The organism is Streptomyces sp. S3(2020) (assembly GCF_013044505.1).
Lineage (GTDB): Bacteria > Actinomycetota > Actinomycetes > Streptomycetales > Streptomycetaceae > Streptomyces.
In genome coordinates this window covers 1-20198 of sequence record NZ_JABERD010000109.1, presented here as the reverse complement: position 1 = coordinate 20198, position 20198 = coordinate 1, and the positions used below count along the sequence as shown (strand labels likewise).

The following is a 20198-nucleotide window of genomic DNA, read 5'->3' as shown; positions in this document are numbered from 1 at the left end:
GCGTATACGAAGGGGGCGGGGCCGGAATCCGGCCCCGCTCCCTTGTCGGCGCTGCTCAGCCCAAGACCGACCCGGCGCTGCTCAGCGGAAGACCACCGTGCGGTTGTCGTCCACCATCACCCGGCTCTCGCTGTGCCACTTCACCGCGTGCGCGAGGACCTGTGCCTCCACGTCGCGTCCGACCGTGACCAGGTCGCCGGGGTCGAGCGAGTGGTCCACCCGGATCACGTCCTGCTCGATGATCTGGCCCTCGTCGAGGTCCGAGGTCACGTAGTGCGCCGTCGCGCCGACCAGCTTCACCCCGCGCTGGTAGGCCTGGTCGTAGGGTCTGGCCCCCTTGAAACTGGGGAGGAAGGAGTGGTGGATGTTGATGGCGCGACCTTCGAGCTGCTTGCACAGGTCGTCGGAGAGGATCTGCATGTACCGGGCCAGCACGACCAGGTCGATGTCCAGGTCGCGCACCAGCTCCAGCAGGCGTGCCTCGGCCTGGTCCTTGGTGTCGCGGGTGACCGGGACGTGGTGGAAGGGGATGCCGTAGGTCTCCGCGAGCCCCTCGAAGTCCCGGTGATTGGAGACGATCGCGGGGATCTCGATGTTGAGGGCGCCGGTGCGCTTGCGGAACAGCAGATCGTTCAGGCAGTGGCCGAATCTGGACACCATGATCAGTGTCCGGGTCGGTGTCGACGCGTCGCTCAGGGTCCAGGTGATTCCATAGGCCTGGGCGACCGGGCCGAACCGGTAACGCAGATGTTCCAGATCGGCGTTCGGATCGGAAACGTCGAAGTGGACCCTCATGAAGAATCGGCCCTGAAGTCGATCATCGAACTGTTGGCTTTCCAGGATGTTTCCGGAGTTCCTGACGAGAAAGCCGCTCACGGCATGGACCAGCCCGGCGCTGTCGGGACAGGAGAGGGTGAGGACGTACTCACGGCCGGGATGGGGGCGAGGGAACTTAGGGGACACGTCGGCCTCCGTCGGTGCGTATTGCACAACAAGGTGAGCGATACGCAACATGGTCGGTTCGGGGCGGCCTGCGGTCAAGGGTGGTAGGGCAAGTGGTCTCAAGGTGGAATCGTCATCGGCGAACCCCTTGACGTCTGTCCGGACATTCGCCACTGTGTTCCACCACAAGCAATTGGGTGCATGATGCGCAACGAATTTCAGCTGAAAGGCTCGGCGCGTGGCAGACCTGTATGTGGCTGGCGAATGGCGGGATCCGGTGGCCGGCGGGCACCGGGAGATCCGATGTCCCGCTGACGGCTCCCTCGCGGCGACCGTCTCGGAAGGGACACGCCCCGACACCGAAGCGGCGATCGCCGCCGCCCGCCACGCCTTCGACGAAGGCCCCTGGCCGGGCACCCCCGAACGCGAGCGCGGCGCCTTGCTGCTGCGCACCGCCGACATCCTCGAGCGCGACGCCAAGGAGTTCGCCCGCGCCGAGTCGCTGGACAGCGGCAAGCGGCTGGTGGAGAGCGAGTACGACATCGCCGACGTCGTCTCCTGCTTCCGCTACTACGGCGGGCTCGGCGGCACCGACGCGGGGCGCACCATCGACACCGGCCGCGACGACGCCGTCAGCCGGGTAGTGTACGAGCCGGTCGGCGTGTGCGGACTGATCACCCCCTGGAACTACCCGCTGCTGCAGGCCAGTTGGAAGGTCGCCCCGGCCCTGCTCGCCGGCAACACGATCGTCCTCAAGCCCAGCGAGCTCACCCCCTCCACCTCCATCCTGCTGATGAAGGCCCTGGAGGAGGCCGGACTCCCGGCCGGCGCCGCCAACCTCGTCCTGGGTACCGGCCCCGAGGTGGGCGCACCTCTGTCCGAGCACCCGGACGTCGACATGGTCTCCTTCACCGGCGGCCTGGAGACCGGCAAGCGCATCATGGCGACCGCCGCGGCGGGCGTGAAGAAGGTGGCCCTCGAACTCGGCGGCAAGAACCCCAACGTGGTCTTCGCCGACGCCGACTTCGAGACGGCCGTGGACATGGCTCTCACGGCCGTCTTCCTGCACTCCGGGCAGGTCTGCTCGGCCGGCGCCCGGCTGATCGTCGAGGACTCCCTGCACGACCGCTTCGTCGACGAGGTCGTCCGCCGCGCCCGACTGATCCGCCTCGGCGGGCCCTTCGACCCCGACGCGGAGACCGGCGCGCTGATCTCCGCACAGCACCTGGAGAAGGTCGAGGCGTATGTCGCCGCGGGCCTCGCCGAGGGCGCCGTACTGCGCTGCGGCGGTGCGCGCCCCGACGACCCGGCCCTCGCCGACGGCCACTACTACCCGCCGACCGTGCTCGACGAGTGCCGGCAGGACATGCGTGTGGTGCACGAGGAGTCCTTCGGACCCGTGCTCACCGTGGAGCGGTTCACCGACGAGGACGACGCCGTACGCATCGCCAACGACACCGAGTACGGACTCGCCGGAGCCGTCTGGACACAGGACGCCGGCAAGGCCCAGCGGGTCGCCCGGCGGCTGCGCCACGGCACGGTGTGGATCAACGACTACCACCCCTATGTGCCGCAAGCGGAATGGGGTGGCTTCGGACACTCGGGCGTGGGCCGGGAGCTGGGACCGACCGGCCTGAACGAGTACCGAGAGCCCAAACACATCTGGCAGAACATCCAACCCCGGCCGCAGCGCTGGTTCAGCGGCTGAACGCCGAAAGAAGGTCGAACGTGACCACACAGACCGAGGTGCCACAGCGGCGCGGCACGCCCCAGGACTCGACCCCGGTCATATCCGTGCGCCGGCTGTGGAAGGTGTTCGGGCCGAAGGCGGACCAGGTGCCGGACTCCGAGGAGCTGTGCGGCCTGAGCCGCCGTGAGCTCATGGACCGCACCGGGTGCACCGCCGCCGTACGCGACGTCCACTTCGACGTCTCGCCCGGTGAGGTGTTCGTCGTCATGGGGCTGTCGGGCTCCGGCAAGTCCACGCTGGTGCGCTGTCTCACCCGGCTGATCGAACCCACCGCCGGAGAGGTCGTCTTCGAGGGCGAGGACATCCGCAAGGCCGACGACAAGCGGCTGCGCGACCTGCGGCGCCGCAAGTTCTCCATGGTCTTCCAGCACTTCGGTCTGCTGCCCCATCGTCGCGTCGTCGACAACGTGGCGTTCGGGCTGGAGATCCGGGGCATGAGCCGGGCCGAGCGCACCAGGCGCGCCCAGGAGGTCGTCGAGCTCGTCGGCCTCGCGGGCTACGAGAACTCCTACCCCGACCAGCTCTCCGGCGGCATGCAGCAACGCGTGGGCCTGGCAAGGGCGTTGGCGGGCGACCCCGACGTACTCTTCTTCGACGAGCCGTTCTCCGCGCTCGACCCGCTGATCCGCCGCGACATGCAGAACGAGGTCATCCGGCTGCACCACGAGGTCGGCAAGACGATGGTGTTCATCACCCACGACCTCTCTGAGGCACTCAAGCTCGGCGACCGCATCCTCATCATGCGCGACGGCAAGATGGTCCAGTGCGGCACCGGCGACGAACTCGTCGGCGCCCCCGCCGACGACTACGTACGCGAGTTCGTGAAGGACGTGCCCCGCGGCGACGTCCTCACCCTGCGGTGGATCATGCGCCCGCCGGCGGACGGCGACGAACTGGACGGTCCCGAACTGGGCCCGGACGTCGTGGTCAAGGAGGCCACCCGGGCGGTGCTCGCGGCCGACAAGCCGGTCAAGGTCGTCGAGAACGGCAAGCTGCTCGGCATCGTCGGCGACGAGGAGATCCTCGCGGTGGTCGCCGGGCAGGAAGGCGGCGCGCAATGACCGTCGTCATGGAGAAACCGGAGAACCCGGAGAAGACCGGGGTCGCGGAGGAGCCGGCGCCCGTCAAACGCGTGCGCAAGGTCAGCCGGTCCATGGTGATCGGCGCGATCCTCGTCGTCTGGCTGCTGCTCTTCGCCCTGCTCCGCGGCAAGCACACCCTCACCCTGGCGGCGGCCGACCTCACCGATCTGCACCGGTGGTTCAACGACGTCAACGACTCGATCGGCGCGAACCGCAACTCCAACCCGCTCTTCCTGTACTTCTTCAACGAGATCCGCCTGGTCATCGACTCCGTGGTGACCTTCGTCCAGGAGCTGATCTCCCAGCCGTCCGGCGACCGGCCCGTCCCGCAGATCGGCTGGCTCGGCGTCGTCGGCATCGTGGGCTTCGGCTCGTGGGCCGTCGGCAACTGGCGGGTCGCGCTGCTCGCGGTGGCCGGCTTCACCTTCCTGGGCCTTCAGGGCCTGTGGCAGGAGAGCATGGACACCCTGGCGCTCACCGTCTCCGCGGTCTTCGTGGCGCTGCTGTTCGCCATTCCGCTGGGTGTGTGGGCGGGGCTGTCCGACCGGTTCAACCGGATCCTGACGCCGTTCCTGGACTTCATGCAGACGATGCCGACCTTCGTCTACCTGGCCCCGCTGACCCTGTTCTTCCTCATCGGCCCGGCCTCCGCCACCATCGCCACACTGATCTACGCGGCACCACCGGCGATCCGTATCACCGCGCACGCCATCCGCTCCGTGCCGCACACCACGGTCGAGGCGGCCGACTCGCTCGGCGCCACCCGACGGCAGTCCCTGACGAAGGTGCTGCTGCCGATGTCCAAGCGGACCGTGGTGATGGGCGTGAACCAGACCATCATGGCGGCCCTGGCCATGGTGACCATCGCCGCCCTGATCGACGCACCCGGCCTCGGCAAGACCGTCCTCCAGGCACTCCAGTCGCTCGACGTCGGCACCGCCTTCAACGCGGGTCTGGCCATCGTCGTCCTGGCGATCGTGCTGGACCGTGTGACGACCGCGGCGGCCGGACGCGAGGAGGCGGCCCGAGGCTCGAAGAACCGTCTCCTGGCCTGGCGGCGCCAGTTGCTCGGCGCGGGCGCGGTGGCCACGGCGGTCCTCGTCTACCTCTCGCACACCTATCTGTGGGCGGCGGAGTTCCCCGGCGAGGGAAGCACGGGCAGCGCCATCCGCAGCGGGGCGGACAACGTGACCACGTGGGCACAGGACAACCTGTCGGGTCTCACCAACGCCTTCCGTGACGTCATCACCAACGGCCTGCTCAACCCGTTCCAGTCGCTGCTCACCGACTCCCCGTGGTGGCTCGTCGGCGCGGTCCTGATCGCGCTCGGCGTCGTCCTCGGCGGATGGCGGGCCGGCGTCACCACGGCGGTCTGCGTCGGCCTGCTCGTCGGCACCGGTGTGTGGTCGGACAGCATGACGACGCTGGCGTCGACCGCCGTGGCCACGGTGCTCGTGATGCTGCTCGGCATCTGCTTCGGCGTCTGGATGGGCCGCAGCGCCCTCGTGGACCGGCTGCTGCGGCCCACGCTGGACGCGGCCCAGGTCATGCCGCCGTTCGTCTATCTCGTGCCGTTCCTCGCGCTGTTCGGCGCGACCCGCTTCACGGCGATCGTCGCGGCCGTCGTCTACGCGGCGCCGGTCGCGATGAAGATCATCGCGGACGGGGTGCGGAACGTGCCCGCCACGACCGTGGAGGCGGCCACCTCCGCAGGGTGCAGCACGTGGCAGATCATCACCAAGGTCCAGCTGCCGATGGCCCGCAGCGCGCTGACCCTCGCCACCAACCAGGGTCTGATCTACGTGCTGGCGATGGTCGTGGTGGGCGGCCTGGTGGGAGCGGGTGCGCTCGGCTACGACGTGGTGGCCGGATTCTCCCAGGGGCAGTTGTACGGCAAGGGGCTGGCGGCCGGACTCGCCATCGTCCTGCTCGGCGTCATGTTCGACCGGATCACTCAGGCAGCGGCTCGCCGCACCACCGCATAAGGAGCACCACACCATGGCAAGACACTGGCGGGCCGGCGTGGCCGGCGCGGCGATACTCGGCCTCACCCTCACCGCCTGCGGCGGCGCCAAGGTCGGCGACGACTCCGCGGACGCGGGCGAGTCCGGCAAGTGCGGCACCTTCAACCTCGCGGTCAACCCGTGGGTGGGCTACGAGGCCAACGCGGCGGTTCTCGCCTACGTCGCGGAGAACGACCTCGGCTGCAAGGTCAACTCGAAGGACCTCAAGGAGGAGATCGCCTGGCAGGGCTTCGGGACCGGTGAGGTCGACGCCGTCGTGGAGAACTGGGGCCACGACGACCTGAAGAAGAAGTACATCACCGACCAGAAGACCGCCGTGGACGCCGGCCCGACCGGCAACGAAGGCCTCATCGGCTGGTACGTGCCGCCGTGGCTGGCCGAGGCGCACCCGGACATCCTCGACTGGAACAACCTCGACAAGTACGCGGCGAAGTTCAAGACCTCCGAGTCCGGCGGCAAGGGCCAGCTCCTCGACGGCGACCCGTCGTTCGTCACCAACGACGAGGCCCTGGTGAAGAACCTGAAGCTGGACTTCAAGGTGGTGTACGCGGGCAGCGAGACCGCGCTCATCCAGGCCTTCCGCAAGGCGGAGAAGAACAAGGAATGGGTGATCGGCTACTTCTACGAGCCGCAGTGGTTCATATCCGAGGTGCCGCTGAAGAAGGTCAAGCTGCCGGAGTACAAGACGGGCTGCGACGCCGACGCGGAGAAGGTGAACTGCGACTACCCGGTGTACAAGCTGGACAAGATCGTCAGTGCCGAGTTCGCCAAGTCCGGCAGCCCCGCCTATGACCTCGTCAAGAACTTCACCTGGACCAACGACGACCAGAACGTCGTCGCCAAGTACATCGCGGTGGACAAGATGACCCCCGAAGCGGCCGCCAAGAAGTGGGTCGACGCCAACCGCGACAAGGTCGACGCCTGGATCAAGTAGGCCCTTTCGGATGCCCGGTGGACGGTGCGCGCGGACGCGCGCCGTCCACCGGGCATTCCTGTTTCCGTGGCCCGTCCGCGCATGTCACCGGCCTCTTGACACCCACCTGCGCGACAGGCACATTGAGTTGCGCAACCTGAATCACGTTGCGTAAAGAGCAACTGAACCGGAGGTGCGGCAATGGCGGGACCCCGAGTGGTCATCATCGGAGCGGGTGTCGTGGGGGCGGCCCTCGCGGACGAGATCTCCGCGCGCGGCTGGACCGAGGTGACCGTGGTCGACCAGGGCCCGCTGCCCGCGACCGGAGGTTCCTCCTCGCACGCCCCGGGGCTGGTCTTCCAGACGAACTCCTCCAAGACCATGACCGAGCTGGCCCGCTACACGGTCGAGAAGTTCTGCTCCCTCGATGTGGACGGCAAGCCCTGCTTCCTCCAGGTCGGCGGTCTGGAGGTGGCGACCACCCCCGAGCGCCTGGTGGAACTGCGGCGCCGGCACGGCTGGATCACCGCCTGGGGCGTCGAGAGCCGGCTGCTGAGCGCCGACGAGTGCGTCGAGCAGCACCCGCTGGTCAACCGCGACAGGGTCCTCGGCGGTCTGCTGGTCCCGACGGACGGCCTCGCCAAGGCCGTCCTCGCCGTCGAGGCGCAGATCCGCCGGGCCACCGAGCGCGGTGTCACGTTCCTGGCCCGCCACGAGGTGCTCGACGTCCAGCAGAGCGAAGGCCGCGTCACCGGCGTCCTCACCGACCAGGGCGAGATAGCCGCCGACATCGTGGTCTGCTGCGCCGGCATCTGGGGCCCGAAGATCGCCCGCATGGCCGGGATGAACCTCCCGCTCACCCCGCTCGCCCACCAACTCGCCTGGACCGGCCCGGTACCGGCACTCGCCGGCCAGACCGAGGAAGCGGTCCGCCCGATCCTGCGCCACCAGGACGCCGACCTCTACTACCGCGACCGCTTCGACGGCATCGGCATCGGCTACTACGGCCACCGCCCGATGCCCATCACGGCCGACGAGATCCTCTCCTTCGACGAGGCCGACGAGATGCCGTCCGTCCTGAAGTTCACCGAGGAGGACTTCGAGCCGGCCTGGACCGAGACTCAGTCCCTGCTCCCCGCCACGAAGGACGCCAAGGTCGAGGAGGGCATCAACGGCCTCTTCTCCTTCACCACCGACAACTTCCCGCTGCTCGGCGAGTCCAGGGACGTCAAGGGCTTCTGGGTCGCCGAGGCGGTCTGGGTCACCCACTCCGCGGGCGTCGGCCGCGCCATGGCCGAATGGCTGGTCGACGGCCACTGCTCGTCCTTCGACCTGCACGAGTGCGACGTCAACCGCTTCGAGCCGCACCAGCTCTCCCCGGAGTACGTCCTGGCCCGCGACTGCCAGAACTTCGTCGAGGTCTACGACATCCTCCACCCCCTCCAGCCCTCGGGCGACCCGCGCCCGATCCGCAAGAGCCCCTTCCACGCCCGCCAGGAGGAGCACGGCGCGTTCTTCCTGGAGGCGAACGGCTGGGAGCGCCCCCAGTGGTACGAGGCCAACGCGGGCCTGGTGGAAGGCCGTTCCATCCCCACGCCCAACGACTGGGCCGCGCAGTACTGGTCGCCCATCGTCGGCGCCGAGGCCCAGGTCACCCGCGAGACCGTCGCGATGTACGACATGACGGCCCTCAAGCGCCTGGAGGTCTCCGGCCCCGGTGCCGCGGCATTCCTGGAGGGCCTGGTCACCGGCAAGGTCGCCAAGTCGGTCGGCTCGGTCACCTACACCCTGGTGCTGGACCAGGACGGCGGCATCCGCAGCGACATCACCGTCGCCCGCCTCGCCCGCGACCTCTTCCAGGTCGGCGCCAACGGCAACCTCGACCTCGACTGGCTCTCCCGCCGGCTCCCCGCCGACGGCACCGTCCAGGTCCGCGACATCACCCCCGGCACCTGCTGCATCGGCCTGTGGGGCCCGCTGGCCCGCAAGGTCCTCCAGCCCCTGACCGACGAGGACTTCACCAACGACGGCCTGAAGTACTTCCGCGCCAAGCACGCCTACATCGGCACCGTCCCGGTCACGGCGATGCGCCTGTCCTACGTCGGTGAACTCGGCTGGGAGCTCTACACCACCGCCGACCAGGGCCAGAAACTCTGGGACACCCTCTGGCAGGCCGCGAAGCCGCTCGGCGGGATCATCGCGGGCCGCGGCGCCTTCAACAGCCTCCGCCTGGAGAAGGGCTACCGCTCCTTCGGCACCGACATGACCTACGAGCACGACGCCTACGAGGCCGGCGTCGGCTTCGCCGTCAAGCTCGACAAGGGCGACTTCATCGGCAAGGAGGCCCTGGAGCGCCGCAAGGAGAACGTGCGGCGCAGGCTGACCTGCCTCACCGTCGACGACCCGCAGGCCGTCGTCCTGGGCAAGGAGCCGGTGTACGACGGGGACCGCGCGGTCGGCTACGTCACCAGCGCCTCCTACGGCTACACGATCGGCAAGGGCATCGCCTACGCCTGGCTCCCCGCCGAACTCACCACCCCGGGCACCACCGTGCACATCGGCTACTTCGACCAGCGCGTCGAGGCCGTCGTCGCCGAGGAGCCCCTGTTCGACCCCACCATGTCCCGCCTCCGTGGCTGACACCCCCCGTCGGCCTCGACAGAAGGAGCACTGCCGGTGACCGCACAGCTGCTCGACGGCAAGGCGACCGCCGCCGCAATCCGCCGTGAACTCGCCGACCGCGTCGCCAAGCTGACCGCCGACGGCGGGCGCCCGCCGGGCCTCGGCACCGTCCTCGTCGGCGACGACCCCGGCAGCCACGCCTACGTCGCCGGCAAGCACCGCGACTGCGCACAGGTGGGCATCGCCTCCTTCCGCCGCGAACTGCCCGCCGACGCCACGCAGCAGCAGGTCGAGGACGTCATCGACGAACTCAACGCCGACCCGGCCTGCACCGGCTACATCGTCCAACTCCCGCTGCCGAGGCACCTGGACGCCAACGCCGTACTGGAACGCATGGACCCGGCCAAGGACGCAGACGGCCTCCACCCCGTCAACCTCGGCCGGCTCGTCCTGGGCGTCGAGGCCCCGCTGCCATGCACCCCGCGGGGCATCGTCGAGCTGCTCCGCCGCTACGACGTCCCGCTCGCCGGAGCCCGGGTGTGCGTGGTCGGCCGCGGCATCACGGTCGGCCGCCCGATCGGCCTCCTCCTCACCCGCCGCTCCGAGAACGCCACCGTGACCCTGTGCCACACCGGCACCAAGGGCCTGGCCTGGCACGTACGCGAGGCGGACATCGTCATCGCGGCGGCCGGCTCACCCGGGCTGATCACCAAGGACATGCTGCGCCCCGGCGCCGCGGTCCTGGACGTCGGCATCACCCGCACCGACGACGGCCCGGTCGGCGACATCCACCCGGACGCGAGGGAGATCGCCGGATGGGTCGCACCGATGCCCGGCGGGGTGGGCCCCATGACGAGGGCGATGCTGCTGGCCAACGTCGTCGAGGCCGCCGAGAGGAACGCGAGCACCGTATGAACCTGTCCCTTCCCGCCGACGGAGCCGCCCGATGAGCCCCCGCACCCCCGGCGCCGAACTCCCGGAGCACCCGGACTTCCTCTGGCGCAACCCCGAGCCCAAGCGCTCCTACGACGTGATCGTCGTCGGTGGTGGTGGCCACGGTCTCGCGACCGCCCACTACCTGGCCAAGAACCACGGCATCACCAACGTCGCTGTGCTGGAGAAGGGCTGGCTCGCGGGCGGCAACATGGCCCGCAACACCACGATCATCCGCTCCAACTACCTGTGGGACGAGAGCGCCGGCATCTACGAGCACGCGCTCAAGCTGTGGGAGGGCCTGGCGGAGGAGCTGGACTACCCGATCCTCTTCTCCCAGCGCGGTGTGCTGAACCTCGCCCACAGCCTCCAGGACGTCCGCGACAGCGTGCGCCGAGTGGAGGCGAACCGCCTGAACGGCGTGGACGCGGAATGGCTCGACGCGGACGGTGTCAAGGAAGTCTGCCCGATCGTCAACATCTCGCCGGACGTGCGCTATCCGGTCCTGGGCGCCACGTACCAGCCGAGGGCCGGCATCGCCAAGCACGACCACGTGGCGTGGGGCCTGGCGCGCTCGGCGGACGCGGCGGGTATCGACATCATCCAGAACTGCGAGGTCACGGGCCTGGACGTGGTCGGCGGCCGGGTCGTCGGCGTCCGGACGAACCTGGGCCCGATAGCCGCGGGCAAGGTGGCACTGTGCTCGGCGGGCCACACGTCCGTCCTCGCGGCGATGGCCGGCATCGAACTCCCCGTCCAGAGCCACCCGTTGCAGGCGCTCGTGTCGGAACTGCTGGAACCCGTCCACCCCACGGTGGTCATGTCCAACGCGGTCCACGTCTACGTCAGCCAGGCCCACAAGGGCGAGCTGGTGATGGGCGCGGGCATCGACGCGTACAACTCGTACACGCAGCGCGGCGCGTTCCACATCATCGAGGAGCAGATGGCGGCGGCCCTGGAGCTCTTCCCGGTCTTCGCCCGCGCCCATGTGCTCCGCACCTGGGGCGGCATCGTCGACGTCAGCCCCGACGCCTCACCGATCATCGGCCTCAGCCCGGTGGACAACCTCTACCTCAACTGCGGCTGGGGCACGGGAGGTTTCAAGGCGACGCCCGGCGTGGGCTGGGTCTACGCCCACACGATCGCCCACGACACCCCACACCCCCTCAACGCCCCCTTCTCGCTCGACCGTTTCACCACCGGCGCGCTCGTCGACGAGCACGGCGCGGCCGCGGTGGCCCACTAGGACCACTGGATACTGGGAGCCGATCCATGCTGCTCATCCCCTGCCCCTGGTGCGGGCCCCGCGACGAGGCCGAATTCCACTACGGCGGCCAGGCCCACGTCCCCTACCCCGAGACCCCGTCGACCCTCACCGACGAGGAGTGGGCCCGCTACCTGTTCTTCCGCGACAACACCAAGGGCCCCTTCGCGGAACGCTGGAGCCATGCGGCGGGCTGCCGCAAATGGTTCAACGCGGTACGGGACACGTCGACGAACGAGATCCTGACGGTGTACAGGACGGGAGAGGAGCGTCCGGCGCCCGTTGAGCCCCGGCCGGTGCACTCAGCCCGTCTGGGGGTCCCCCCTCTGGGGGAGTTTGAGGACGAGGCCCCTTCAGGGCCGAACGGGGTCGAAGGGGCGGAGCCCCTTCAGGATGGGACGGGTAGGGGCGGCGGGGGCGAGACCAATCCGTTCCGCCATCCCACCCGCGGCCGAATCCACCGCGACACCCCCCTCACCTTCACCTTCGACGGCACCGAATACCAGGGCTACAAGGGCGACACCCTCGCCTCCGCCCTCCTCGCCAACGGCGTCGTCCAGGCCGGCACCAGCATCAAGCTAGGCCGCCCCCGGGGCATCTTCTCGGCAGGCGTCGAAGAACCCAACGCGGTCATCCAGATCGAGGCCCCGTTCTCCGAACCGATGCTCCCCGCCACCACCGTCGAGCTCTACGACGGCCTGGTCGCGACCAGCCTCCCCGGCCAGGGCCGCCTCGCCACGGACCCGGACCCCGCCCGCTACGACGCCGTACACGCCCACTGCGACCTCTTGGTCGTCGGCGCCGGCCCGGCCGGCCTCGCGGCAGCCGCGGCGGCGGCGAGGAGCGGCGCCCGCGTCATCCTCGCCGACGACCAGCCGGAGCCCGGCGGCAGCCTCCTGGGCACCGGCGAACACCTCGACTGGGTCGCGGAGGTCGCCGACCTCCTCGACGCCGAACCCGAGGTCCGCGTCCTGCGCCGTACGACCGTCTTCGGCTACTACGACGACAACCACCTGCTCGCCGTCGAGCGCCGCACCAACCACCTCGGCGCGGCAGCCCCCGACGACGTCTCCCGCGAACGCGTCTGGCGTATCCGCGCCCGCCGGGTCGTCCTCGCCACCGGCGCCCACGAACGCTCCCTGGCCTTCGCGGACAACGACCGCCCCGGAGTGATGCTGGCCTCCTCGGCCCGCACCCACGTCAACCGCCACGGCGCCCTCCCCGGCCGCCGTGCGGTCGTCCTCACCACCAACGACAGCGCCTATCCGGCCGCGCTGGACCTGAGGACGGCGGGCGTGGACATCGCGGCCATCGTCGACACCCGTCCCGAACCGGGGGAGTGGGCACAGCGCGCCCGCCAAGCCGGAATCGAGGTGCTGACCGGCCACGCGGCCACCGGCACGCAGGGCGATCCCCGCCTGACCGCCGTGACCGTCGCCCCGTACGGAGACTCCTCGGGTCAGCGGGAGTTCGCCGCCGACCTGCTGCTGGTCTCCGGCGGCTGGAACCCGGCCGCGCACCTGTTCAGCCAGGCAGGCGGCAAGCTCCGCCACGACGAGACGCTCGGCTCCTTCGTGCCCGACACCTGCCGGCAGGCCGTCGAGGTCGTGGGCAGCGCGAACGGTGTCCTGGACACGGCCGGGGCCCTCGCCCACGGCGTCGCCGCCGGTGCCCGCGCGATCGAGTCCGAGGGCTACACCCCGCGGACACCCCGCCTCCCGGCCGTGGCCGCACAGCCGCGACCGACGCCCCCGATGCACGTGTACGTCGTCCCCGGCACCTCCGGCCCCCACCGCTTCGTGGACCTCCAGCGCGACGTCACCGTCGACGACCTGGCCCGGGCGGCCGGCGCCGGCATGCGCTCGGTGGAGCACACCAAGCGCTACACCACCGCGGGCACCGCCAACGACCAGGGCAAGACCTCCGGCGTGCTGGCCAGCGGCGTGGTCGCCGAACTCCTGGGCGTGGACATCTCGGCACTCGGCACGACCACGTTCCGCCCGCCGTACACACCGGTCTCCTTCGCGGCGCTCGCCGGCCGCGACCGGGGCGTCCTGAGCGACCCGGTCCGCACGACCGCGATCCACGAATGGCACATCGACCACGGCGCCCTGTTCGAGAACGTCGGCCAGTGGAAGCGCCCCTGGTACTACCCGCGCGACGGCGAGGACCTGGAGACCGCGGTGCTGCGCGAGTGCGCCGCCACCCGCGAGAGCGTCGGTTTCATGGACGCCTCCACCCTCGGCAAGATCGATGTCCAGGGCCCGGACGCCGGTGTCTTCCTCGACCTGCTCTACACCAACATGATGAGCACCCTGAAGGTCGGCATGATCCGCTACGGCGTGATGTGCCGCCCGGACGGAATGGTCTTCGACGACGGCACCGTCATCCGCCTCGCCCAGGACCGCTTCCTGGTCACCACCACGACCGGCAACGCGGCCGCCGTCCTGGACTGGATGGAGGAGTGGCTCCAGACCGAGTGGCCCGAACTGAAGGTCCACTGCACGTCGGTGACCGAACAGTGGGCCACCGTCGCCCTGGTCGGCCCCCGCTCCCGCGACGTCCTCGGCTCGCTCGCACCCCAACTGGCCGTCGCCAACGACGACTTCCCGTTCATGGCGTGGCGCGAGACGACGGTCGCGGGCATCGAGGCGCGGGTCTGCCGGATCAGCTTCTCCGGTGAACTGGCCTACGAGATCAACGTGTTGCCCTGGGAAGCACTCGCCCTGTGGGAGGCGCTGTACGAGGCCGGTGCCCCGTACGGCATCACCCCGTACGGCACCGAGACCATGCACGTCCTGCGGGCCGAGAAGGGCTACCCGATCATCGGCCAGGACACCGACGGCACCGTGACGCCCCAGGACCTGGGCATGAGTTGGGCGGTGTCGAAGAAGAAGCCCGACTTCATCGGAAAGCGCTCCTTCGCCCGCGCCGACACCGTCCGCGCCGACCGCAAGCACCTGGTCGGCCTCCTCCCCGAGGACCCGGCCGCCTTCCTCCCCGAAGGCACCCAACTGGTCGCCGACAGCGTCCTTCCGGCGCCGCCCGTCCCGATGCTCGGCCACGTCACCTCCAGCTACCGCAGCGCGGCACTGGGCCGGACCTTCGCGCTCGCCCTGATCAAGGGCGGCCGGGACCGCATCGGTGAGCGGCTCTACGCCCCCGTGGGCGACCGGCTGGTCCCGGTGACCGTCGCAAGCCCCGTCCTCTACGACCCCGAGGGAGCCCGCCGCGATGGCTGACACCGCACTGACCGCCCCGCCCCGCAGCCCCCTGTCACAGGTCGCGCCCCGACTGGCCGCCGCCACCCGCACCTCCGGGGGCGCGGTCCGGCTGGCCGAACTCCCCTTCCTGGCCCAGCTCAATGTGCGCCTCGACGCCAAGGGGACCGCGGCGGAAGCCGTCGGGCTCGCACTGGACCTGCAACTGCCCCTCCAGCCGAACACCGTGGTCCGCGCGGGGGAGTTGACCGTGCTGTGGCTCGGCCCCGACGAATGGCTGCTGGTGGGCCCGCCCGGGAGCGCACAGGAGCTGGAGAGCCGGATCCGCACGGCCGCGGAGGACGAACCCGTCTCCGTCACCGACGTCTCCGCGCAGCGGACCACGCTGCTCGTGGCGGGCCCCCGCGCGCACGACCTGCTGGCGCACGGGTGCGCACTGGACCTGCATCCGCGGAGCTTCGGCTCCGGACGCTGCGCCCAGACCACCCTGGGCCGCACCCAGGTCATCGTGGTCGCCCGTGCCGACTCCAGGGCCGGATTCTGGGTCCTGGTCCGTTCGTCCTTCGCCGGCTACCTGACCGACTGGCTGCTCGACGCGGCGACGGAGTACGTCTGAGCCGCACGACGGGCTGTCCTCGGCCCCGGACACGGGAGCGGACATCGCGAATGCGGGCGGACAGCCCTCCCGCCCGGCACGGCAGCGGGACGCCGGGGCCGGGTGGGGCTCAGCCCAGGTAGCCCATGCGGTGGCTGATCTCGTGGGCGCCCCGGAGGAGTGCGGGGACGAGCTCGTGGATGCGCTCCTCGGTGAAGCGGTACGCGGGGCCGGAGGCGCTGAGGGCGGCGACGACCTCGCCGTCGCGGGCCCGGATCGGGGCCGCCACGGCGTGCAGTCCGATCTCGAGTTCCTCCAGGGTCACCGCGTAGCCGCGCTCCCGTGCCTCCGCGAGGTCCTTCTCCAGCGTCGCCTCGGCGGTCAGGGTGCGCGGAGTCAGCTTCCGTAGCCCGGACGCCGCGAGCACGTCGGCGCGCTCCTTCGCCGGCAGGTGGGCCAGCAGGATCTTGCCGCTCGACGTGGCGTGCACCGGGGTGAGCTGCCCGACCCAGTTGTGGGTGCCGACGGCGCCAGGACCGCGTACCTGGTACAGGTTGACCGCGTAATGCTCTTGCAGGACCGCGATGTTGACGGTCTCCCCGACCTCTTCGCTGAGCCGCTCGCAGACCTGCCGGCCCTGCTGGGTGATGTCGAGACGGCCGGTGACGGCACCGGCGAGCCGCACGATGCCGAAGCCGAGGCGGTACTTGCCCCGCTCGGCCGTCTGCTCGACCAGACCGCGCGACTCCAACGCCCCGAGCAGACGGAAGGCGGTCGACTTGTGGACGTCGATCTCCGCGGCGACCTCGCTGACGCCCGCCTCGCCGCGCTGGGCGAGGATCTCCAGGACGCTGACGGCACGGTCGACGGACTGCACCCCGTTCACCGAGGGCCCAGCTGTCTCGCTGTCTGCCGTGTGGTTGCTCATGACGCAACTATAATCATGGGTTCCCTCTGTCGGACCGGTGTCGGGGAATTCGACGGTGCCCCCGATGTCGGCCGGTCAGCGAGCCGTTGGGCCCCGCGGAGCCACTGCGCTCCGCGTCGCCGTCAGCGCAGGACGACCGTGCAGTGGCCGTTGATCAGCACACGGTTCTCGCTGTGCCACTTCACCGCGCGGGAGAGCGCCTGGGCCTCGACGTCGCGGCCGATGGCGACCAGTTCGTCGGGGGTGCGCGAGTGGTCCACGCGGACGACGTCCTGCTCGATGATCGGGCCCTCGTCGAGGTCGGAGGTGACGTAGTGCGCCGTCGCCCCGACGAGCTTCACACCGCGCTGGTGCGCCTGGACGTAGGGGCGTGCCCCCTTGAAGCTCGGCAGGAACGAGTGGTGGATGTTGATGGCCCGTCCGTCGAGCTGCTTGCACAGGTCGTCGGAGAGGATCTGCATGTAGCGGGCGAGGACCACGAGGTCGACGTCCAGTTCGGCGACGAGACTCAGCAGCCGCGCCTCGGCCTGCGCCTTGGTCTCCTTGGTCACCGGGATGTGGTGGAAGGGGATGCCGTAGGTCCGCGCCAGCGGCTCGAACTCACGGTGGTTGGAGACGATCGCGGGGATCTCTATGTTGAGCGCGCCCGTGGACCTGCGGAACAGCAGGTCGTTGAGGCAGTGGCCGAACTTCGACACCATGATCAGGGTGCGCGTCGGTGTGGAGGCGTCCTGAAGCCGCCAGCTGATCCCGTACGCCTGGCCGACCGGACCGAACCCCGTGCGCAGCTCCTCCAGCGCGACCGCGGGATCCGAGACATCGAAGTGCACCCGCATGAAGAAGCGGTTCTGTAGCCGGTCGTCGAACTGCTGACTCTCCAGGATGTTGCCGGAGTGACTCACGAGAAACGTGGTCACGGCATGGACGAGTCCGGCCTGGTCGGGGCAGGACAGGGTGAGGACGAACTCGCGGCCGGGCTGCGGTCGAGGGGACATGCCATCCTCCGTTATGTCGCTGCGTATTACGCAACAAGAAGAGCTATACGCAACATGCTCCAACGTAGGTGCCGTGCCGGTCAAGGGGTGATGCGCGGAGGGGGTGTCCGTTCCGTCGCCCTCTTGACAGTGGATGCCGGTGGCGGGACAGTTTGGGCGTTCGTTTCTCATAGTGAATGCAGTTGCGTTATATGCAACTCGGATGGCGACTCGGCCTTCCCTCTCTTCGCCCCCCGACGCGTGCGCGTCCGACCTGTCCCGAGGTGAATCGATGACCACCGCCAGCCTGCCCCCGAGCCTGATCGCCACCCTGCCGGGGGAGCACTACACGGACCCCGGGATCTTCGCCCTGGAACAGGAGCGGATCTTCGAGTCCATGTGGTTCTGTGCGGCCCGAGCCCCGGAGCTGGCCAAGCCCGGGAGTTTCCGCACCTGTCAGGTCGGACGGGAGAGCGTGCTGGTCACCCGCTCCCGGGACGGTTCGGTCAAGGCCTTCCTGAACGTCTGCCGGCACCGCGGCGCCAAGCTGTGCACGGAGGAGTCCGGCGAGGTCAGGCGGGCCTTTCAATGTCCCTACCACGCCTGGACCTACGGGCTCGACGGGAAGCTGGTCGCCGCACCGAACCTGACCTCGATGCCGGACGTCGATCGGACCGAGTACGGCCTGGTGAGCGTGGCCGTGCGCGAATGGCTCGGCTATGTGTGGGTGTGCCTGGCCGACACCCCGCCGTCCTTCGAGGAGGACATCATGGGCGCGGTCGTCGAGCGGCTGGGCGACGTGGAGTCGATCGACCGCTACGACATCGACAACCTCCAGCTGGGCCGCCGTATCACCTACGACGTGAAGGCCAACTGGAAGCTCGTCATCGAGAACTTCATGGAGTGCTACCACTGCGCGACCATCCACCCCGAACTCACCGAGGTGCTCCCGGAGTTCGCGGACGGCTACGCGGCGCAGTACTACGTGGGCCACGGCGCCGAGTTCGGCGAGGACGTCCAGGGCTTCACCGTCGACGGCTCCGAGGGCCTCGACCGCATCCCCGGCGTCGCGGACGACCAGGACCGGCGCTACTACGCGATCACCGTCAAGCCCCAGGTGTTCATCAACCTCGTCCCCGACCATGTGATCTTCCACCGGATGTACCCGATGGCGCACGACCGCACGATCGTCGAGTGCGACTGGCTCTACCTCCCGCACGTCGTCGAGAGCGGCAAGGATGTGGCGCGCTCGGTGGAACTGTTCCACCGGGTGAACCAGCAGGACTTCGACGCCTGCGAACGCACCCAGCCGGGCATGAGCTCACGGGTCTACGCCAAGGGCGGCGTCCTGGTCCCCAGTGAGCACCACATCGGCGAGTTCCACGCCTGGGTCCAGGAGCGCCTCCTCCCTTGACAACCCCCGTGCCGCACGGAAACCATGTTGCATATCACGAGCGTCGTTGTGCTATATGAGACAACCCGTATGGGGCAACTCCCCGTCTGGAGCCCGCATGAGGAGCATCACCGTCGTCGGAGCGTCGCTGGCAGGCCTGAGCACGGTCCGTGCGCTGCGCGCGGAGGGGTACGACGGCGAGATCGTCGTCGTGGGGGAGGAGCGCCACACGCCCTACGACCGCCCGCCGCTGTCGAAGGACTTCCTCAAGGGGGACCTCGACGTCGACGCGCTCGCACTAGGTGACGCGGACGAATACGAGGCACTGGACGTGCAGTGGCTCCTCGGTGAGCGCGCGGTGCGGCTGGACCCTGTCGCCAGGACCGTCACCCTGGCTGGGGGACGGCACGTACGCACCGGCGGGGTCGTCGTCGCGACCGGCGCCAGCGCCCGGACGCTCCCCGGTACGGACGGACTGGCCGGTGTCCACACCCTGCGCACCCTGGACGACGCCCAGGCCCTGCGCGCCGAACTGCTGGACGGCCGGCCCCGGCTCGTCGTCATCGGCGCCGGCTTCATCGGCGCCGAGGTGGCCTCCACCGCCCGCGGACTCGGCCTCGACGTCACCGTCGTGGAGGCGCTCGACGTACCGCTGGAACGCCAACTGGGGCGCGAGATGGGGCTGGTGTGCTCCTCGCTCCACACCGATCACGGGGTCCGTCTGCTGAGGGGTACCGGAGTGGCGGGACTCGTCGGCGAGGGCCGGGTGACCGGCGTACGGCTGGCGGACGGGCGGGTGCTGCCCGCGGACGTCGTCGTGGTCGGCGTAGGAGTCAGGCCCACCACCGACTGGCTCGCCGGATCTGGTGTGCGGGTGGACGACGGCGTGGTGTGCGACGCAGGCTGTGCGACCGGTGTCCCGGGCGTGGTCGCCGTCGGCGATGTCGCCCGCTGCCCCAGCCCGTTCACCGGGCGGCACGCCCGGATCGAGCACTGGACCAACGCCACCGAGCAGGCGAGGACCGCCGCCCGGACACTGCTCCGCGGGGAGTCGGCCCCGGCGCCGCTCACCGCGCCGTACTTCTGGTCCGACCAGTACCAGGTGCGCATCCAGCTCGCCGGACACGTCGCCCCCGGCGCCGAGCCCCAGATCGTCGAAGGCGACGTCGACAGCCGCTCCTTCACCGCCGTCTACCGGCGCGAGGGCACCCCCGTCGCGGTGCTCTCCCTCAACCAGCCCAAGTTCTTCAACCGGCTCCGCCGCACCCTCGTCCCCGCCGCCGCGGCCGCGCTGTCATGACGTCGCCGTCCCAACTCCCGCTGCCCTGAGCGACGTCGCCGACGCCCTGTCCGCCGACGCCTGTGCCGCCCACCGCGCCCACACCCACGGAGACTGTCGATGACCCTGTTGAACCAGCCCCTGCACGAGGTGGACCCGGAGATCGCCGCCGCGGTCGACGCCGAGCTGAACCGTCAGCAGTCCACCCTGGAAATGATCGCCTCGGAGAACTTCGCGCCGCTCGCGGTCATGGAGGCCCAGGGCTCGGTCCTGACCAA

Annotated in this window: 14 protein-coding genes and 1 pseudogene; 12 read left to right on the top strand and 3 right to left on the bottom strand. The window is 69.8% G+C overall.

Going from position 1 to position 20198, the window contains the following annotated elements:
* Positions 1-81 precede the first annotated feature (81 nt).
* On the bottom strand, positions 82-963 hold the full coding sequence (purU, locus tag HLK59_RS29490; protein WP_171144586.1) for a formyltetrahydrofolate deformylase: 882 nt from the start codon (positions 961-963) through the stop codon (positions 82-84).
* A gap of 217 nt (positions 964-1180) precedes the next feature.
* On the opposite strand from purU (HLK59_RS29490), the gene HLK59_RS29485 reads away from it, so the two are divergent.
* The 9 genes from HLK59_RS29485 (at position 1181) to HLK59_RS29445 (ending at position 15367) form a co-directional block, all read left to right on the top strand.
* Entirely contained in the window at positions 1181-2650 is a 1470-nt protein-coding gene (locus HLK59_RS29485) for an aldehyde dehydrogenase family protein (protein WP_171144585.1), read from the top strand.
* A gap of 20 nt (positions 2651-2670) precedes the next feature.
* Positions 2671-3753, top strand: a complete 1083-nt coding sequence (locus HLK59_RS29480; RefSeq protein ID WP_171144584.1) for a glycine betaine/L-proline ABC transporter ATP-binding protein — start codon at positions 2671-2673, stop codon at positions 3751-3753.
* Positions 3750-5759 carry an ABC transporter permease subunit gene (locus tag HLK59_RS29475; RefSeq protein ID WP_171144583.1) on the top strand — a complete coding sequence of 670 codons (2010 nt, stop codon included), beginning with the start codon at positions 3750-3752 and terminating at the stop codon, positions 5757-5759. Before HLK59_RS29480 ends, HLK59_RS29475 begins: the two co-directional genes overlap by 4 nt.
* Before the next feature lie 13 nt (positions 5760-5772).
* Positions 5773-6732, top strand: a complete 960-nt coding sequence (locus HLK59_RS29470; protein WP_171144582.1) for an ABC transporter substrate-binding protein — start codon at positions 5773-5775, stop codon at positions 6730-6732.
* Positions 6733-6912: 180 nt separating this feature from the next.
* Positions 6913-9351: an FAD-dependent oxidoreductase gene (locus HLK59_RS29465; protein WP_171144581.1), complete on the top strand. Its 2439-nt coding sequence runs from the start codon at positions 6913-6915 to the stop codon at positions 9349-9351.
* A 36-nt stretch (positions 9352-9387) separates the two neighbouring features.
* Positions 9388-10248, top strand: coding sequence for a bifunctional methylenetetrahydrofolate dehydrogenase/methenyltetrahydrofolate cyclohydrolase (locus tag HLK59_RS29460; protein WP_171144580.1), 861 nt, complete (start codon positions 9388-9390; stop codon positions 10246-10248).
* A gap of 31 nt (positions 10249-10279) precedes the next feature.
* A complete protein-coding gene (locus HLK59_RS29455) occupies positions 10280-11512 on the top strand; it encodes a sarcosine oxidase subunit beta family protein (protein ID WP_171144579.1) in 1233 nt (410 codons plus the stop codon).
* 26 nt (positions 11513-11538) lie between these two features.
* Positions 11539-14772, top strand: coding sequence for a sarcosine oxidase subunit alpha family protein (locus HLK59_RS29450; RefSeq protein WP_171144578.1), 3234 nt, complete (start codon positions 11539-11541; stop codon positions 14770-14772).
* Positions 14765-15367 (top strand): sarcosine oxidase subunit gamma family protein, encoded by a 603-nt coding sequence (locus HLK59_RS29445; protein ID WP_171144577.1) that lies wholly within the window; start codon positions 14765-14767, stop codon positions 15365-15367. Before HLK59_RS29450 ends, HLK59_RS29445 begins: the two co-directional genes overlap by 8 nt.
* A 109-nt stretch (positions 15368-15476) precedes the next feature.
* On the opposite strand, the gene HLK59_RS29440 is transcribed toward HLK59_RS29445, so the two are convergent.
* Together HLK59_RS29440 and purU (HLK59_RS29435) are read right to left on the bottom strand one after the other, a co-directional pair.
* A complete protein-coding gene (locus HLK59_RS29440) occupies positions 15477-16274 on the bottom strand; it encodes an IclR family transcriptional regulator (RefSeq protein ID WP_171144576.1) in 798 nt (265 codons plus the stop codon).
* A 122-nt stretch (positions 16275-16396) separates the two neighbouring features.
* Positions 16397-17269: a formyltetrahydrofolate deformylase gene (purU, locus tag HLK59_RS29435; protein ID WP_171144575.1), complete on the bottom strand. Its 873-nt coding sequence runs from the start codon at positions 17267-17269 to the stop codon at positions 16397-16399.
* A gap of 271 nt (positions 17270-17540) precedes the next feature.
* Here purU (HLK59_RS29435) and HLK59_RS29430 point away from each other — a divergent pair, with 271 nt between their 5' ends.
* From HLK59_RS29430 to HLK59_RS29420, 3 genes and pseudogenes are all read left to right on the top strand, one after another.
* Positions 17541-18662, top strand: a complete 1122-nt coding sequence (locus HLK59_RS29430) for an aromatic ring-hydroxylating dioxygenase subunit alpha (protein ID WP_171144574.1) — start codon at positions 17541-17543, stop codon at positions 18660-18662.
* Positions 18663-18759: 97 nt separating this feature from the next.
* Positions 18760-19941 (top strand): FAD-dependent oxidoreductase, encoded by a 1182-nt coding sequence (locus HLK59_RS29425; protein WP_171144573.1) that lies wholly within the window; start codon positions 18760-18762, stop codon positions 19939-19941.
* A gap of 99 nt (positions 19942-20040) precedes the next feature.
* A pseudogene (locus HLK59_RS29420) lies at positions 20041-20198 on the top strand (serine hydroxymethyltransferase); the annotation flags it as partial.

Excerpts from the sequence above, each read along its gene's own strand:
- HLK59_RS29475 (WP_171144583.1), top strand. The coding sequence starts at position 3,750 with ATGACCGTCGTCATGGAGAAACCGGAGAACCCGGAGAAGACCGGGGTC.
- HLK59_RS29470 (WP_171144582.1), top strand. The coding sequence starts at position 5,773 with ATGGCAAGACACTGGCGGGCCGGCGTGGCCGGCGCGGCGATACTCGGC.
- HLK59_RS29465 (WP_171144581.1), top strand. The coding sequence starts at position 6,913 with ATGGCGGGACCCCGAGTGGTCATCATCGGAGCGGGTGTCGTGGGGGCG.
- HLK59_RS29455 (WP_171144579.1), top strand. The coding sequence starts at position 10,280 with ATGAGCCCCCGCACCCCCGGCGCCGAACTCCCGGAGCACCCGGACTTC.
- HLK59_RS29450 (WP_171144578.1), top strand. The coding sequence starts at position 11,539 with ATGCTGCTCATCCCCTGCCCCTGGTGCGGGCCCCGCGACGAGGCCGAA.
- HLK59_RS29445 (WP_171144577.1), top strand. The coding sequence starts at position 14,765 with ATGGCTGACACCGCACTGACCGCCCCGCCCCGCAGCCCCCTGTCACAG.
- HLK59_RS29440 (WP_171144576.1), bottom strand. The coding sequence starts at position 16,274 with ATGAGCAACCACACGGCAGACAGCGAGACAGCTGGGCCCTCGGTGAAC.
- purU (WP_171144575.1), bottom strand. The coding sequence starts at position 17,269 with ATGTCCCCTCGACCGCAGCCCGGCCGCGAGTTCGTCCTCACCCTGTCC.
- HLK59_RS29430 (WP_171144574.1), top strand. The coding sequence starts at position 17,541 with ATGACCACCGCCAGCCTGCCCCCGAGCCTGATCGCCACCCTGCCGGGG.
- HLK59_RS29425 (WP_171144573.1), top strand. The coding sequence starts at position 18,760 with ATGAGGAGCATCACCGTCGTCGGAGCGTCGCTGGCAGGCCTGAGCACG.